Consider the following 16955-nt stretch of genomic DNA (forward strand, 5'->3'; position numbering starts at 1 on the left):
TTTTTCAGGTATTCTTTTTTAGAATGACCACTCATAATTTTAGACTCCAGTTTTGGGTTACATAAATTATGAGTCAACGACTACTTTTTGAAATGGCCAGGGTTACATTTAATTTGATTCAAGTCGCATTTAAGCCATTTAAAAATTTTATTTGCTTTCATAATCCCTGTGCAATATATTGTCGCCAAGTTATTACAATGTAACAGGAGAGCGACACATGAAAAATCCAATTCCGGAAATATCCAAATCTGAATACGACATTCTGCGTATCCTTTGGCGCCAGGGTGAACAATCTATCCGGGAAGTGCATGACCAAATGCCCCAAAACTACACATGGGCTTACTCCACAACAAAAACAACCATGGATCGGATGAACAAAAAAGGACTCCTGAATAGAAAAGAATTTCATGGTGTATTTTTATATGAACCTTTATTGAGCCGTCCGCAAGGCCTGTTTCGCTGGGTTCAGTTTATGGCCGATCGCGTGCTGGAAATGAGCTATGGCGAAGTTGTTTCATTGTTTGCGCAGAATAAAAAACTATCCACTGAGGAAATTGAAGAGTTGCGTTCCTTGCTTGATGGGGAGAAATAAATGATTACTGTTCTTGATAACTCAATAATTTCATTTCTTTTTATAAATTCAATTTTTTCATTAATAATTTTTCTTCTGGTATGGCCGTTACAGCATTTTTTATTTAAGAAAAATTTTAAATTACGATACGCGCTTTTGGCTTTAGTTTTGCTTCGATTGTTTTTGCCAACTGAGATTATTCCCGGATTTAACTCACTTGGCTGGCTTTTATCATCTTTTGAAGTAGAACCAAATATGACCGGTTTCTCTATTGAGGAGCCGGCAATGTTAACAGGAGATAGTGGTTCAATTGTCCGGGAAAACCTTAGTTCAAATTCGGGATATAATCTAAAAACTATTTTTGTTACGAGTTGGTTTGTAGGCTCGGGTCTTTTTTTTATAATATTTTGCCTGCTTAGATTAAGGTATAAAAAATATATTTCCGGGGCTGAGATAAACTCTAAACATACAATTCTTTCTTACCAGAAAAATTGGAAAAGATATTTCAATATTTCACGTTCTGTTAAAATTCGTCTTACCAATAAAACTACAATTCCATTTACGATTGGTGTTTTCCGACCTCAAATAATTATTCCTGAAAGCATTTTTAAAAATGGCCCATCGGTTCAATTGGAATCTGTAATTGCACATGAAATGGCGCACATTAAAAGATGGGATGACCTGCATATTATAATTTTAGCATTCATACAGGCTGTTTATTTTTTCAATCCACTCGTGTGGTTTTTAGTAAAAGAACTTAATCAGTTACGCGAATTGGAATGTGACCGTCTGGTATTGCAAAAAGGGAACATATCGCACCAAAAGTATGGACTATCTTTATTAAAAACAGTAAGTAAACAACCAAATGCAGTGTTGTTGTTTATCCTTGCAATGTCCGATAAAAAATCAAAAATAAAAACCCGTTTAACTGCAATAAAAGGAGATTTGTTAATGAATAAGAAACTAAACTTTACCAGCTATTTTGTACTTTTTGTAATTACAGCAATTTCAATATCAATGAGTAATCCACAGGAAAAGCCAATCCACGAAAAAGTTACTGTAGAAAAATTTGCCAGCTCGATAATGGTAAAACCTTTAGATTTTCAATCACCTTTGAAAAATTTTAAAATTACGTCAAACTATGGAGAGCAACGTCATCCAATCACAAAAAAAGAAAGACACCATGATGGGATTGATTTGAAAGCACCTGCAAAAACTGAAATCTTTGCTGCTGAAGAAGGCCAGGTTGTAGAGGCAGGGCGTCGCGGGGCATATGGAAAAAGAGTTTCTATTTTGCACAAGGATGGATTAAAAACCATGTATGCTCATTTAAATAAATATTTTGTTAAAAAAGGTCAAATAGTCAAAAAAGGGGATGTGATTGGTTTGGTTGGTAACACAGGTGTGTCCACGGGGCCTCATTTGCATTTCGAAATTCGTGAAGATGGAAAACCGGTAAATCCAAAAGATTATATTAAATTCTGAAAAATTAAAATGCCGTCATTTTTTTTGTTTCAAAATCCATTTTCTTAAAACTCAAGGTTAATTGGATTCCGAAATAAATTCGGAATGAAATCTTTAAAATAGATTCCATCCCATGCGGGATGGAATCTGTATAATAAAATTTTACATCACTTTGTTTAAATGCTTCTCTAAGGTTTTCTTTAAATTTTCCCCTCGTAATTCACTTCCTGTAGCAATAATAATACCCTCGCTGTTTACAAGAATAGGCTTAGGAATTCCTATAACTTCAAATCTTTTGCTTAATTCGTTTTCAAAACCTTTTTCTACAAAAGTATGCAACCAAGGCATTGGCCAGGTACCTTTTCTGTATTTATCAACTGTTGTAAGTTTTGGGTCAAATGAAAGACTGAGGATTTCAAACTTATCGCTTTTAAACTCCTTATATACTGCATGAAGATTTGGCATTTCTACGCGGCATGGACTACACCAAACAGCCCAGAAATCAATCAAATAATATTTCCCAAGCATAGACTCTCTGGAAACCCGTTCTTCACTATGGATAAGCTGCACATCAAAATCTGGTACTTGTTTGCCCTTCATAATGGCTTTACTCGGATCAAGCTCACCAAGATACCAACGTAATTCGCCTTTAAGTTCGGGATAGCCTTGAACCAGTTTATCATAAACATTTGCCATCAATTTCAAATTGTCATTTTCTTTTGCTTCCATACCTTGTTTAACCAAAATTCTTGCCTGAACACTTTTAGAAGGAATTTTGTTAAAACTTTCTGCAATCATTTTATTGGCTTTTTCTTTGCCATACGCTTCACTATAAATATTTGTTAAAGAGTTAGAATTAAGACTCCAAAGAGGATCCGTAATTGACAATAGTTCAACTGCAATTTTGGGGTCAGCATCTTTATATTTGGCGTTGATAATTTTAACATATTTTGTAGCGCTATAGCGTGCGATAAGTTTATTATCCTGGTTCATTTGTTTTTCCAGATAAACGGCTAATGGGGCAAAATCAAACTTAAAACCATCAAGACTTTTGTGCTTGGAATTATATGTTCTGCGTGCACTGTAATACTTATCCAACCCGGCATTTGCTTTTTTATCGATTGCAGCAATCTGGTTCAATTCATCATTGTTTTTATAAACAACTTTTGGAACGTCTTTTGAGTTAGAGCGGAAAACTTTTGCAGGATCAAAAACGATTGTGGCTGAACCATTTACTGTTTTTACAATAGATTTATAGTCGCCACCACCGTCATATTCAAATAAATTATTCATGTTGCCATTTACACTGTGGCCATCGTTATCCACATCAATAAGTTGATACGCCACTTTTTCTGCATCACTTTTAAGGCTGTAAATAAAAGTCCCGTCATCCGTTTTTTTCATATCCTCAGCACTTCGGAAACTGAATTTGTTCCAATCCCCAATTATTTTTACATCTTCAAATGTTTTTTTGTAATTATTGGCTTTAAGCTGGATAGTCACATCAACTGTAATTTCTTTTTCATCAGTTACAAGGGGTACTGTTAAGGCTTTATGATCTACTGCAGTCAGATAAAGCATATAATATTTTCCACTTTCAACCTGTAGTGAAAAATTACCGGATTTATCAGCATGTGTGCTTTTAAGTGGTTTACTGGTACTTCCGCCAAACTCAACGATATGAGCATCGGCAAATTTTGGTGCTTTACCTTCGGCATTTTTTATCTGGCCGTTTATTGTAATTCCGGCAAAGCTAAATTGCAGTAAAGCTGCAAATATTAGGATAATTTTGAACATGTTCCTCTCCATTTATAGGTGTAATTATTTAACAGTGAAATATACGATATGAAAAGCTGATTGCCAAACTCTGAATGCTCTTTTAAACAATAAAAAAAGACTCCCGGATAGGAACCAATAGGCCTTCTGAGAGTCTTTTGAAAATCCGGTGAATTTTGGGTTGGGGGAAAAACTTTGAGCCGTTCACCGGATACTTGTAGTACCATATTTATCGGTTTTATTTTCATTAAATTGAGAACAGATATTGAAATTTCATAAAAAATTGTCGTGATGTTGTTGTCCAGTTTGGAGAGGCCAAAAATGAGCTATTATTATAATTTACTTTGTCTGCACTCATTCCTAAATAAAATATGGTAAATGGATTAACTTTATAACTCAACAAGGGCTCAATATCCAGAACATCGTTAAACTGGTTATATTGCAAAACCATTCGCAGAAATAGTTCACGCGTAAATTGATAGTTTGCCCGAACTCTATAAATGGATCCTGCAAAAGAAAATTTTTCATCTGTCTTGCGGATCAATTCTGCATAAGTGTATTCCGGCTGGATGATAAAATTGTCAAGTGGTTTAATAGTACCCCAGGCCTCAAATACCTGTGTTCCATGACCCTTAACCAGGTTACTTCTATCGATATAATTACCTCTTCTAACAAAAAAGCCAAGAGACACCATTTCAGAAAAGCGGGAATTTGTCCAGAAATAGACTCTGTTAATCGCATTAAATTCCTTTTTAGAAAAACGCTCATTGTTAATCTGCCAACCAAACTCGACGTTTGTCTGACCTTCGAGGTTCATAAATATTGCCGGCGCAATCCATTCATCTTTAACAGTTCCGGTATAATTCCAGTGGCGGGCTGTATTAATCCTTGGCTGAATCCTTTTAAAAACGGGATTGTCATCAAAATAAAAAGTATATCCTGTTTGCAAAGATACAAGACGATTATTATTTTGAGTAACCAAACCATTCCCCGTTCGAAAAGTGGGAGAAGTTTGCCTGAAATCTACATCAAAGCGCCAATGCCGCCCATCTCTTTCTACACTGGCATAAATTGAATTTCCATTGATCGTTTCACCGTCAAACCCGGCATTATGTTTTCCGTTTGAGAAAGTAATATCATTAAAAGATGATGTTAAAGATGTATCATTTGGTTCTTTATTTGTGCTGCCAACAGCCTGGAACTCAATTTGATAATTACTAAAAAAGCGATAGAGTGCATCTATACTATAGTTTGTAACCGAGCCTCCTTCGTCTAACCGCCGATCAGAAATCAATGCACCAATAAAATTATTTTCACCATATTCTTGTTTAAATCTTAAAATATTTGAAACACTTTTTTCCATTGCCACAAAACGGCTTCTTTCTTCGAATGGCAGAAAAACCGGGGTTTTTTCATCAGCCGCTCCCAGATAGGCCAAAGTAGTTTTATCCCAACGTCCGATAATTTTTGCAGCAACTATCGGATTGTTGATGGAGCGCGTGTAAACAATCCGTTGCCAACTTTGGAATAAATCAGAACCCTCCTGAAAAAATGGTCGTCTTTCCGGGAACGAAAGTGCAAATGTATTATTTACATCAATTTGCGAAGCGTCCGATTCTACCTGGCTGAAATCTGGATTCACACTTCCTTCCACAGTTAAGCTGGGTGTGGCCGCCCATTTAAAACTTAAACCTACTTCCCCTTTTAAGTCTTTATTTTTAAATGCTGATCCGGGATTGTCAAAATTTGACAACTGTCCGCTTTGATTGGCAATAACTGCCGGTAACAGCTCAAAAGAACTTGCCGGCACAATATTTTCAACGCCTTTTACTTCACCATATTGGCATAAAAAACAAGGATCATCGCGATCGATTTTTGTCCAGGAATAATTGTAGCGGTTTTCACGTGGGTGGTTACGCCAAAAATTTATACGCCAGTTTTGGACATCATTATCAGGGAAGCGCATACTGCTGAAAGGAATTGCCATTTCAACCTGAAAGCCTTTATCTGTTATCTTTCCTGCTGAAGAAAAAATCATATCAAACCGGTCATCCTCACCACCGGATTCTGAAAAACGTGTATCACCTTGTACGCCAAAAGCATTTGAAAAAACAAAATAAGCCCAGTTTGAATTTCCATAAGTATCAATCAGGACGCCAACATAATCATCATTCCATATTTCATCACGGTCGCGTAAAGAAGCACGTACTTTATCCGGATCATCTTCACAAATAAAAGCCACATATAAAAACTCCTGATCATAAGCAATCCGGACTTTTGTGCCGACCTGAGGTTTTACCATGTCTCCGGGTTGGGTTTCAACAAAGTTTTCTGCAATAGCAGCTTCTGTCCAAAGGCTTTCATCCAGCTCGCCGTCAATTTCCATTTGATCTGTTAAAAATGGTATTTTCAATTCCGGGTTAATATTTGGTGTAAAAGTTTGAAGGTCAGGCGTTTCTCCGGCCATCATGGGTAAAGAATTTAAAATAAAAAAAGTAAAAGATAAGATTAGTATCTTTTTATGCATAATATCTCCCGGAAAACTAGTTTTTGAGGAATGATAAAATAATTACGCGGTCAATAATAAAAATGTTACAATGAAATTTAAAATGGCCGCTTCTTTGCCGATTAGAGATATGCCCGATTTATTTCTTAAAAATCTAAAATTGTATATATTAAACCGTCTTTTACATTCATGAAGGAGGAAAAATGCGTTTGATTTCTTTTGTCTTATTAATCCTGTTCTCAATATCCTTATATGCAGGCGAAACTAAAACACCTATGCCACAACCGGAAGAACAGTCCGGCGGTTTTGATATTACAATGGGGCTTTCGGCTGGCGCTGCTGTTTTGGATGGTGAAGTGTATAATCAGATTGGTATTCGTCCTTTAATAACAATGGGTAAGCTTGGAATCGCTCTTGATTTAAGCCTCTATCTTGATGCTGATGGAAATATTCGCAAAGAAAATTGGGATGAAGCCAGCGACTTTTTTGAAAAGTTATATTTTGTGCGTTGGGCCAGACCGGGTGATCCGTTTTATGTAAAGGCAGGGGCCATAGACAACTATACACTAGGATATGGTTTGCTGATGAACCATTATTCTAACGCTATTGAATACCCAAGTGTGATCCGCACTGGGATGGAAATTGGACTTCAGGGCGACCGTCTTGGTTTTCAGGGTATGGTAAATAATTTTTCTGAAACATTTGATGGCGGCGGTGTTGTAGCCGGGCGATTAAGTTTTAAAGTGATTGGTGATTTGGAACTTGGCGTTAGTGCAGTGGCCGATATTAATCAATTTAAAGGTTTAAAAGACCGCGATGGTGACGGCGTGCCGGATTTTGTTGATGACTTTCCAAATAAGAAAAAATACAGTATTGATACAGATGGTGATGGTGTTCCTGATGGAATTGATCCGGACCAGGATGGTGATGGTTATACCGATAATTCTCAGGATCCGCTTATTGCCAATAACGATCCTGATGGTGTCGAATTAAAAGGTGATCCTTTAAACATCAAAAATGCAAAGGACAAAGATCAATTGGCATTTGCCGCTGATATTGCTTATCCGGTTGTAAAGCAAAAATACTTAAACTTAACAGTCTATTCTCAATTTGCTCAATTTATGAATGATGGCGGTTGGGGAGCCAGTGCACCTGGTGTTCGTGCAAAGTTTGCTTTTATTAATGCTTTTGCTGAGTATCGCATTTTTGATGAAAAATTTCTCCCTGAATACTTTAATACAACTTACGAGCTGGAGCGTGTAACTCAGTTTGGCGATAGCGTTTTAACCAAGCGTCAAAAACTGCAATTAATAAATGAGAAACTCCAAGGCTATGTTATTGGTGCAGATTTTAATATTGCGGATTTTATTGTATTTGGCGCCGAATATCAGAATATGTCTAAAAATAAAGTGGAATTAAAAACCTTTCGTGCCAACCTGGATTTAAATTCAGATTTGATTCCAAAAATTAAAACTGCCGGTGCATACTTTTACCAAAACAATACTGGCCTGAAAAAACTATTTGATAAAACCGAAGGCACAATAATCGGTTACAAATTTGGTTACGATATTGGTGGTGGTGCAGCACTCGTTTTTGATTTCCGTCAGACATTCCGCGATAAAGATGGCAATGGAATTATTAAAGGCAGTGATGAAACAATCAAAAGTACATTGATCCAAACAGTTTTTACTTTCTAAAAATTAAAAATAATGCGGAGATTATCTCCGCATTTTCTTTCTTTTATCTCCACTTTTTTATCATCTTTAAAACAGTTAAGCCGAAACTCAATTCAGCTAAAATAGTATCCTTTCTGCACACTAAATATTTTTTTTAAGAATTGATCACCGACAAAGCCATTGCCGATGTTATTAAATTAAGTTTTCCGGCGTTGGCACAAATTTTGACATTATAAAATATCTTTAACCAAAGAAACAGGAGGAATCATGCAACGTTCTATTTTTTCATTTTTTCTAATAATAATCTGGATGGGTTTCTACTCATGCAGCGAAACCAGCACCACAGACGACAAAGTAGAATTAGAAGTATCAGAAGAGGTTCAGGACCAAGTAGCGTTTGGATACCAGGTAAACCAAATTGCAGGCACGGGTGATGAAATTGGTAGCCTGACAAATCCCCAGGAAGTTGATGAAGTCGAAGTTGATTTTCCAACCGGGGCTGTAACATTTTTAAAAGAGAGAGCTAATAATTTAACAAGAGAAGCCAAAGCTAAATTTGCCAAAATGCCAAAACTGTTTAAAACCAATGGTGAAACTTTAATTGGAAGTTTTGGTGATACAATAGGAACAAAAATTATTATTGCAAGCCTGTTTTTTGACGCTGACTCAGGGTTTTCCCGTTATCAGGTTGTTACAACCGATTCTGATCCGGACAAACGTGTGCAATATGACTCAACATCTATTATAATTGATATTAATGAACTAAATATTGAAATAGATGACCGTTTTAAAAGTTTATATAATTTAAGAAGATTTGCCCCTGTTTTTATTGTACAATCGATTGCTTCAGAAATGGTTGCAACAGATTGGGATGTAGAGGGTGAAGTAACAGGGTTTACAGCAACCACTACTTCAGAGTACAATGAAAACCGCAATCTTCAAAAGGTTATATCAGAAATTACTTTGCACCCGGATGGCAGTGGCGATATCCAGGAAACCTATTATTTTAAAGATGGCGAGACAAAAGTTAATTCCGTTTCATTTAACAATAATGGAACAGGAACGTTTTCCCGGACCTTTAAAAATGGAACAACGATAACCGGCTCTTTCGATAACGTGGAAGATGATGGCGAAGGTTCCTATGAAGCAACAACAACATTTCCATCAGGATTTTACCTGGCCAGCATTTTTAAATCCGCAAGTGTGCTTTTTGATTTTATAGATGAGAAAATGACCAGTGATTATAAGGAAGTTATTACATTCAGCGATGGTGTTGTTGATTCAGCCAGCATGCATCTTGAAGTAAGCAAAGAAGATGATTATCTGGTAACAGAAATGGATGTTACCCGCCGGAATGGCGCAACAGGCCGTTTGGTTGCGATGGAGGGTTTTGATATTACGACATTGGATGGAACATGGACTACAGCAGATAATTATTACATAACAGTTTCAGCTGAATATTACGCTGATGGCAGTGCCTGGTTAAAATACGATGTCTATTTGAATAAAACACGATACGACGCTGGAGCTGATCCGATCGCTACAGGAGAATATAATTTTACTCCAGATGGCAGCGGTTCCGGAACTTTGACTCATAATGGCGAAGTTTATGAAGTAGACCTGCAGGATGGAATTGGCGAAATCAGCCTCAATGGAGCAAAAAGAACAATCAACCTTTACAGGTAATTGTTATGGTGTCATTCCTGAATGTATTAAGCAGGAATCTGATACAATGAATTAGATTTGATTCGATTTAAAGGATCATGCATTAATAAATCTTGCATGGTCCTTTTTTGTTTTTAGATTGGTTCATTTTATGAGGAGCATTCGACGTGTTTCTACATACTTGTTTTCGTAGATAAGCTTATAAAAATAAATTCCGCTTGAAACAGAATTAGCTAAATCATCTTCTCCATTCCATATAAAGTTATGCAAACCTTGCTGTTTAAAACCACTATAAAGTGATTTTACCTTTTGGCCATTAATATTAAAAATGGATATTTCCACCGTTCCGGATTTTGATAATTCAAATGAAATTTTAGTGCTGGGATTAAATGGGTTGGGTTTGTTTTGATGCAATCTGAAAAATTTGGGAAGAGTTTCAATATTTTTTTCCAGACCGGTGGCAATGGGCTCAAACTTGTATATCCAGCCATCAAATGCACAAATATACAATTCATTATTTTGATCTACCCCAAAAGCTGAAATAAATTTATCACTGTTTAAAAGAAGTTCGTTTTGTGCCCCGTTTAAACTGTCATATTGCAACGCCCATATCTCTCCTGTAAGAAAATCGGCGTATATATATTTGCCATACAATTCTGGGTTTTTTGTACCGCGATAAACATAGCCACCGCTTACTGATCTATCGCCACCATTGTGTGGATATTCCCATATGGGCATAGTTAAACCCGAATCAATGCAAGAAGCAGATCCATAACAATGAAAACCTTCCATTGTATTCCAGCCATAGTTTTTCCCGGACTCGATCAGGTCAATTTCTTCATATGCATTTTGACCTACATCTGCGCACCACAATAGATTTGTTTCAATATCAAAGCTAAACCGCCAGGGATTTCTTAAACCATAAGCATAAATTTCCTCACGCCAGCTACTGTCATTTCCAACAAATGGATTATCTGCCGGAATTGTATAATTATTGCCCTGGCTGCTGCTATCTACATCAATGCGCAAAATACTGCCAAGAAGGGTTTTTCTGTTTTGGCCGTGTCCTTTTGGGTCACCACCACTGCCGCCATCACCTAAAGCAATATATAGATACCCATCCGGTCCAAAAGCAATTTGTCCACCGTTGTGATTACGATAAGGCTGTTCAATTTCCATAATGATTTTTTTTGTGGATTGATCAGCGCTGTCTGGATTTTGGGGACTTACAGAATAACGTGCAACGATAGACTTGGGTGCGCCTTTTGCACTGTAATAAACGAAAAAATGCCCGCTCTTTTTATAATTAGGATGAAAGGCCAGACCAAGCAAACCTTCTTCATTTCCCACCCTGCTAATTGAATCTGAAATATTGAAAAAAATTTCGCTGGAAATAACAGACGAATCATTTGGAAAAACATGAATATATCCTTGCTGATCTGCTACAAAAATCCTATCAGAATTATCCGGTGCATATTGCAGATCAATAGGTCGGTTAAAAAATATTTCAGGAAATGCTTTTTCAATTTTGAGTTGTCCATTCACAGCTGTTAATGAAAGGATTAAAAAGATAAGGAGAAATTGTTTGATCATATTTGCCCGATTGAATTTTTAGTTTTCCTTGATTTTTTTCGCTTTTGGAGTAGCAGAGTCTAAATTTACTTTATATACAAACTGATTGAGGAATGTAATGAGAAGACTATCCTTATTATTCCAAGTGACAAGAATATTATCCTTTTTTATAAGATAGATTTCATTGGATACATCCAACTGTAATGATAATGAGTTTTGATTTTTTTCTATTACTTTTACCGGAAAAGATTTTGGAAAATCCCGAATCGAATCATTTTGACTTAGCATAATACGGATGTCATTTTTATTTATTTTAAACGAATAATTTTTAAGGGCGCTTTCTTTACTCACAGAAGAAACTAACCCTTTTTGTTTTGCTAATGGTGCGCTGCTTCTCATTCCGGAAGAACCCGAAGCATACCCGCCGGCTGCATTTAAAGTATTATCTAGGTCTGCGCTTTCGAGTTTGTTGGCCGATATTTCACTACCGGCAATGTCAGCTGATTCACCAAGGGTAATTTGCTCTGCAGGTAACTTTTTTAATTTTGCAATTTGCGGATTAGCTGTTTCTGTTTCACCAATTGCATCATCTTCAGACTCGACCATTAAATCCTGCAAAGATTTTCTCTGTCTTTTTGGTTCTTCTAATTTTGATAACTCGTTTGCCTCACTTTTTTTTATTTTTTTTCGCGACTCCTGAACAGGTTTATCTTTTGCCCCGCCGACTCTTTGCGCAATTAATTCATCGCCTTCTTCTTCACTCATTTGCTCTTCATAAACGGCTGGCGTTGTTTTCTCAGCAATTAATTCTTCAGGTTTGTCAAAAAGCTGGAAATAAATGACGGATGGAAGTAGAACAAAAATAAACAGAACAGCAGCAGCTTTATAAATTATGGACCAATCTGCTTTTGGTGAACGGATTTCTTCAACCTGACGTTCAATTTCCCGCCTCATTGAATCTGTTCCGGTTTCACGCAATCCTTCAATCAGGTCGAGGGTTTCCTGCAACTCTTTTTGAGCTTGTTTGTTCTCTTTGAGGAAAGCTTCATAAGCAGTTTTTTCTTTGCTTGTTAGTTTTCCCAAGACATACTTTTCATGTATATCGTTTTTATGTATGTAATCAAGATTCATAATACCTGTCATCTTCCCATTTATTTGGGTTGTATCGGATATAATCTTTTATTTTCAGATATGATTTTTCATTTCTGATTATGTGATCATAAAACCGTGATTGCCATTGAAAGCTTCGGTTGATGGTTTTTTTGATTTCAAATGTACATCTGCCTTTATACCATCGAATAATTTTTGATATGGAATGTTTTGAAATCATCGGATTTTTTTCGCCTGTTATTCCACCCTGTTTTGTAGAGACGCGATTAATCGCGTCTCTACCATGAACTGATTTGTTATCATTGAATTGATTAATCGCGTCTCTACCATGAACCGATTTGTTATTGTCGTTTTGATTTATTACATCCAGTCTTTCATTGGATTCCTTTTCACTTTTTGTAATTAAAATTATTCCATGAATGTGATTAGGCATAATTACAAATTCATCTAAAATGACACTGTCAAATTGATCTTTAATTTTAAGCCAATTGTTTAAAGCAATGGTTCCTTGATCATTCAAATGCATTTTGGCATTAATAACCTGGCCGAAAAAATTAAGATGCTTAAATGTACAGATGGTAATAAAATATAATCCGGGATTTGAATAGTCCCAATATTTTAACCTGGTTGTATCAGTTCTGTATGTATTTTTGTATAAATCCATATTTTTATTTGTAGAGACGCGATTAATCGCAGTCTCTACGTTATATATTAATGGTGATAATACATTTTTGAATTAATTGTGTCTCACTATCAAAACCAGGAAGACTATTTAAAGATTCTCATTTCTTTTCAATAGATTTTATCAAGACTTCCAATGCTTTTTTGCATTGATACTTTTTGGCTTTGGCCACGTTACTGTTGGCAAAATTTAAAATCTCAGCAATTTCGTTCATACTGCGTTCTTCAAAATAAAACAACAACAGCAGTTCCTTGCATGGCGGTTCCAGTTTTTGCAAGGCTTCCCTTACTAACAACTTCTGTTCATCATCTATTAGGTTATCAAGTGAATTATTTCCATCTGTTTTGTTTTCCAGAGATTCAATATTATGATCTAATTTTTTCTGACGCCGCTTTTCAGCCATCCATTTATTCTTGGCGATGGCAAAAAGGTAAGTACTAATTTTTGCGCTCAATTCAAATCGGCCGGCATTTACGTTTTGCCAAAGAACAATTATTGCCTCTTGCAGCAAATCCGCTATATCCGCTGCGCCACCCCCGTGGTTTTTTATATAACTGGAAATAATCCGTTCATTGCTAATATACAGTTCACCAAGAACAGTCCTGTCATTCGCTTTTATCCGCCGTAAAACTTCGTTATCTGAAAGAAAAATTCGTTTGAGCATTTACCTTTTGTCAGTTAATAGCATTAAGTGGTAAGAAGTAAATGAAACGGAAGTCCAGAAGCAAGATAAAATACAAAACGGAGAGCGCGATTAATCGCGTCTGAACAAAATAGAAAAATAATAATTTATAATCTTACTGGAGGAAATTATGTTACAGCGAATATTTTTATCAATCATTCTAAGCACCAGCTTATTGTTTGCCCAAGGGCGTATTATTTTTCCAGAGCCATTGCCGCCTAAAATGCCAGCAGTGCCAATCGAGCTGACTAAAGTTATTACGAGCATCAACATCTCACAGGATGTAGCGCAGGTAAAACTGGAGCAGTCTTTCCAAAATAAATCATCACGGCGGTTGCAGGGAGAATATATTTACAGCCTGCCGGGAATTGCCCAGATTGATGATTTTTATCTTTATATAAATGGTAAAAAAACGAAGGGCCAGCTTTTGGACAGCAAAAAAGCACGTTCTATTTATGAAGATATTGTGCGTAGGATGAATGATCCGGCTTTACTGGAATATGCAGATTATGGCTTGTTTAAGGCCAGTATTTTCCCAATCAATCCAAATGAGACACGCCAGATTGAATTAAGCTATAGCCAGGTTGTGCCTTTTGAATCCGGGCATTATAAGTTTGAGCTGCCAATCCGCCAAAGTGGGCAGGGGGCAATTGAAAACTATGAAATTAATCTGGAGCTGAAAGCCGGGCAGTCACTGGCAAATATTTATTCTCCATCGCACAAAATTGAGATTGATCGAAAAGACAGTCGCAATGTAAGCATACGTTTTAGCGGCAAACATGTTGATGGCAGCCGAAATTTCGTATTGTTTTATTCACTTTCATCTAATGAAATAAATGGATCGCTGTTAAGTTTCCGTCCGCGCACAGACCGTGACGGTTATTTTATGTTTTTTGCAAACCCGGCATTTGGAAACGTCAATAAAAAAGCGATCGCTAAAGATGTGATATTTGTAATTGATGTTTCCGGGAGTATGGGCGGCGAAAAAATTGAGCAGGCAAGAGATGCACTGCGTTTTTGTGTAAATGTGTTAAACAGTGACGACCGTTTTGAGATAATCCGATTTAGCAGCGGCGTGTATTCTTTTTCCGGGAAACTGCAAAAAGCCGGGAAAGAACAGAAAAAAAACGCGCTCTATTTTATTGATAACCTGAACTCCAATGGCGGGACAAATATTAATGAAGCGTTGTTACAGGCATTAAAGTTGAAAAAGAAAAAAGACAACCGGCCAACAAGCATCGTTTTTTTGACAGATGGTTTACCAACGGAAGGCATTACCGATATCAAACAAATTGTACAGAATATCCAACAAGAAAGCGGCAACTTTATCCGCCTGTTTAACTTTGGTGTTGGCTATGATGTAAATACCTGGCTTTTGGACAGGCTGGTACAGGAAAGCAATGGCAGTGTAACTTATGTAAAACCAGGTGAAGATATCGAAAGCGCCATTTCTGGATTATTTACAAAAATTTCCAGTCCGCTTTTAACCGACACGAAAATTGAAATAGACGGTGTTGATATCTATGATGTCTATCCGCAGAAATTACCGGATATTTTTAAGGGCCAGCGCATTATGGTGACCGGGCGTTATCGCAAATCCGGCAAAGCAGAAATTACATTGAGTGGCAAAGAAAATTCCCGCAGGCGCAGTTTTGATTATGATATGAAATTTGCTAAACGTGAAACTGAAAATGATTTTATCGCCAAACTTTGGGCAAACAGAAAAGTAAATCATTTGCTTAATAAGATTCGCTTTGAAGGAGAAAATGAGGAGCTTGTCCAGTCTGTTAAAAACCTTGGTGAAGAGTTTGGAATTGTAACGCCTTATACATCCTATCTTGTGACCGAACAAAAAGCAGAGCTGGCTGATTTGGAATTAAGAGCACCAAGATCGCAAATGACAACAAAATTGCAGAAGCGCAAAGAATCCATGTCATCACGCGGGATGGGCGGGGTTATGTACGATGCACTTGGAAGTATGAGCAAAGATGCAAACAAAGCCAGTGGCTATTCAGCAGTAATGTCCAGTAGTTCGCGTCAGGCGGTGATGGAGGAAGCAGAGCAGGATGATGATATGCTGTTTATACATAAAAATGTAAGCGGCAAAGCCTTTACTTTAAAGGATGGTTTCTGGACTGAAAATGGAGTTGATACGACATCTATAAAAATTAAAACAATACAATTTATGGGAAAAAAATATCTGGATTTAATGAATCAAGATAAAGAGCTCAGGAAGATTTTATCTTTGGGTAACCAGGTTATTTTTAACTGGAAAAAGGACATTTATAAAACTGTGAAATAGGTTTTCTTAAAATATTGAATGAGTAATATTTGTCATTCTGAGCGAATTAAAGTGAAGCGAAGAATCCACTCAAGCAAATGGGATACTTCGCTTCGCTCAGTATGACACTTTTCCTTTAGAATTTGCAACTTGTCACTCAGCTGGCTTTTTTACCGCATTATCCAGCCTGTACATAAAATCAAAAATTTCAAGATCATCATGCTGCATCATCCCGGCGTGGTCCATTTCAAGCTTATCATCAGTCCGTTCACTAAAATTAGAATGATGGTGTGCAGATGAAAGGTTAGTCAATTCGGTCTGTTTATCATCCTCGATGGAGATGGTACCATTACAAGCACAAAAATAAGATTTGTCCTGATCGATAACACTGACAAAAAATATTGTTCCCCGGACAGCAGCAACAGCTGTTGGTGTACGTACTTTATACTTACTGTTTTTTTCTAAAATATTCAGGACCTTTCCTTTAACTATGTTTAAATTTATCGATCCATCAAAGTTGTAGGTTACCTGGCTTTCTTCTCGAACCCGAAATGCGCTTTGCTTGCCAAATTTTACTTCGAGAAACGACTCTTTCCCTGTTTCAATCAGGTCACCATTAAATATTTCCTGACCAAGAGAAACCGGTTGTCCGTTTATACTTGCATCACCAATTAAAAAATAAACGCTTGGTTTACCAGCTAAAGTAACTTCTTTTTTCTTTGTATATTCACATGAAATCAGAGTGAACAATGTTAGGAGTGTGACAGTTTTTAAAAGCATACATCCTCTCTTTCAAATTATTATTTTTGTCTGGGACATTTTTTGGTTTGATAGCCAAATATAATTTCTATCTTTATTGCAATATTCATCAAGTTATCACAAAAGTTAAGTAGAAATAGAATAATTATGGATTTTCTTAATTTAAATAATGCTAAGCAGAGGGAAACCTTGAACTTTTAGTGGGTGGCTG

12 protein-coding genes are annotated in these 16955 nt (G+C 36.6%); 5 read left to right on the forward strand and 7 right to left on the reverse strand.

What is annotated here, in order from left to right:
* Nucleotides 1–217: 217 nt before the first annotated feature.
* Nucleotides 218–592, forward strand: coding sequence for a BlaI/MecI/CopY family transcriptional regulator (locus HND50_20060; protein ID NOG47544.1), 375 nt, complete (start codon nucleotides 218–220; stop codon nucleotides 590–592).
* Nucleotides 593–2056 (forward strand): peptidoglycan DD-metalloendopeptidase family protein, encoded by a 1464-nt coding sequence (locus HND50_20065; protein NOG47545.1) that lies wholly within the window; start codon nucleotides 593–595, stop codon nucleotides 2054–2056.
* A gap of 141 nt (nucleotides 2057–2197) precedes the next feature.
* On the opposite strand, the gene HND50_20070 is transcribed toward HND50_20065, so the two are convergent.
* On the reverse strand, nucleotides 2198–3832 hold the full coding sequence (locus HND50_20070) for a TlpA family protein disulfide reductase (protein NOG47546.1): 1635 nt from the start codon (nucleotides 3830–3832) through the stop codon (nucleotides 2198–2200).
* 226 nt (nucleotides 3833–4058) lie between these two features.
* A complete protein-coding gene (locus HND50_20075) occupies nucleotides 4059–6338 on the reverse strand; it encodes a carbohydrate binding family 9 domain-containing protein (protein ID NOG47547.1) in 2280 nt (759 codons plus the stop codon).
* A 182-nt stretch (nucleotides 6339–6520) separates the two neighbouring features.
* On the opposite strand from HND50_20075, the gene HND50_20080 reads away from it, so the two are divergent.
* Nucleotides 6521–8014 carry a hypothetical protein gene (locus HND50_20080; GenBank protein ID NOG47548.1) on the forward strand — a complete coding sequence of 498 codons (1494 nt, stop codon included), beginning with the start codon at nucleotides 6521–6523 and terminating at the stop codon, nucleotides 8012–8014.
* A 246-nt stretch (nucleotides 8015–8260) separates the two neighbouring features.
* Complete coding sequence (locus HND50_20085) at nucleotides 8261–9679, forward strand: hypothetical protein (GenBank protein NOG47549.1); 1419 nt, start codon at nucleotides 8261–8263, stop codon at nucleotides 9677–9679.
* A 123-nt stretch (nucleotides 9680–9802) separates the two neighbouring features.
* Here the strand turns inward: HND50_20085 and HND50_20090 are convergent, their stop codons facing one another.
* From HND50_20090 to HND50_20105, 4 genes are all read right to left on the reverse strand, one after another.
* The gene (locus tag HND50_20090) at nucleotides 9803–11251 is read right to left on the reverse strand and encodes a T9SS type A sorting domain-containing protein (protein ID NOG47550.1); all 1449 of its coding nucleotides are present in this window, start codon (nucleotides 11249–11251) and stop codon (nucleotides 9803–9805) included.
* A gap of 18 nt (nucleotides 11252–11269) precedes the next feature.
* Nucleotides 11270–12361 carry a hypothetical protein gene (locus tag HND50_20095; GenBank protein NOG47551.1) on the reverse strand — a complete coding sequence of 364 codons (1092 nt, stop codon included), beginning with the start codon at nucleotides 12359–12361 and terminating at the stop codon, nucleotides 11270–11272.
* Nucleotides 12351–13004: a hypothetical protein gene (locus HND50_20100; GenBank protein ID NOG47552.1), complete on the reverse strand. Its 654-nt coding sequence runs from the start codon at nucleotides 13002–13004 to the stop codon at nucleotides 12351–12353. The genes HND50_20095 and HND50_20100 overlap by 11 nt, the downstream gene beginning before the upstream one ends.
* Nucleotides 13005–13122: 118 nt before the next feature.
* Nucleotides 13123–13686, reverse strand: coding sequence for a sigma-70 family RNA polymerase sigma factor (locus HND50_20105; GenBank protein ID NOG47553.1), 564 nt, complete (start codon nucleotides 13684–13686; stop codon nucleotides 13123–13125).
* A 148-nt stretch (nucleotides 13687–13834) separates the two neighbouring features.
* Here HND50_20105 and HND50_20110 point away from each other — a divergent pair, with 148 nt between their 5' ends.
* Nucleotides 13835–16006 carry a VWA domain-containing protein gene (locus HND50_20110; GenBank protein ID NOG47554.1) on the forward strand — a complete coding sequence of 724 codons (2172 nt, stop codon included), beginning with the start codon at nucleotides 13835–13837 and terminating at the stop codon, nucleotides 16004–16006.
* 132 nt (nucleotides 16007–16138) lie between these two features.
* On the opposite strand, the gene HND50_20115 is transcribed toward HND50_20110, so the two are convergent.
* Nucleotides 16139–16765 (reverse strand): FecR domain-containing protein, encoded by a 627-nt coding sequence (locus tag HND50_20115; GenBank protein NOG47555.1) that lies wholly within the window; start codon nucleotides 16763–16765, stop codon nucleotides 16139–16141.
* Between the last annotated feature and the right edge of the window lie 190 nt (nucleotides 16766–16955).

The sequence above is a fragment of the Calditrichota bacterium genome (assembly GCA_013112635.1).
Taxonomy (GTDB): Bacteria; Calditrichota; Calditrichia; order Calditrichales; family J004; genus JABFGF01.

What these genes read in the sequence shown, in the direction of transcription:
- HND50_20095 (NOG47551.1), bottom strand. Translation starts at nt 12,361, where the DNA reads ATGAATCTTGATTACATACATAAAAACGATATACATGAAAAGTATGTC.
- HND50_20115 (NOG47555.1), bottom strand. Translation starts at nt 16,765, where the DNA reads ATGCTTTTAAAAACTGTCACACTCCTAACATTGTTCACTCTGATTTCA.
- HND50_20075 (NOG47547.1), bottom strand. Translation starts at nt 6,338, where the DNA reads ATGCATAAAAAGATACTAATCTTATCTTTTACTTTTTTTATTTTAAAT.
- HND50_20110 (NOG47554.1), top strand. Translation starts at nt 13,835, where the DNA reads ATGTTACAGCGAATATTTTTATCAATCATTCTAAGCACCAGCTTATTG.
- HND50_20070 (NOG47546.1), bottom strand. Translation starts at nt 3,832, where the DNA reads ATGTTCAAAATTATCCTAATATTTGCAGCTTTACTGCAATTTAGCTTT.
- HND50_20100 (NOG47552.1), bottom strand. Translation starts at nt 13,004, where the DNA reads ATGGATTTATACAAAAATACATACAGAACTGATACAACCAGGTTAAAA.
- HND50_20065 (NOG47545.1), top strand. Translation starts at nt 593, where the DNA reads ATGATTACTGTTCTTGATAACTCAATAATTTCATTTCTTTTTATAAAT.
- HND50_20090 (NOG47550.1), bottom strand. Translation starts at nt 11,251, where the DNA reads ATGATCAAACAATTTCTCCTTATCTTTTTAATCCTTTCATTAACAGCT.
- HND50_20105 (NOG47553.1), bottom strand. Translation starts at nt 13,686, where the DNA reads ATGCTCAAACGAATTTTTCTTTCAGATAACGAAGTTTTACGGCGGATA.
- HND50_20080 (NOG47548.1), top strand. Translation starts at nt 6,521, where the DNA reads ATGCGTTTGATTTCTTTTGTCTTATTAATCCTGTTCTCAATATCCTTA.
- HND50_20060 (NOG47544.1), top strand. Translation starts at nt 218, where the DNA reads ATGAAAAATCCAATTCCGGAAATATCCAAATCTGAATACGACATTCTG.
- HND50_20085 (NOG47549.1), top strand. Translation starts at nt 8,261, where the DNA reads ATGCAACGTTCTATTTTTTCATTTTTTCTAATAATAATCTGGATGGGT.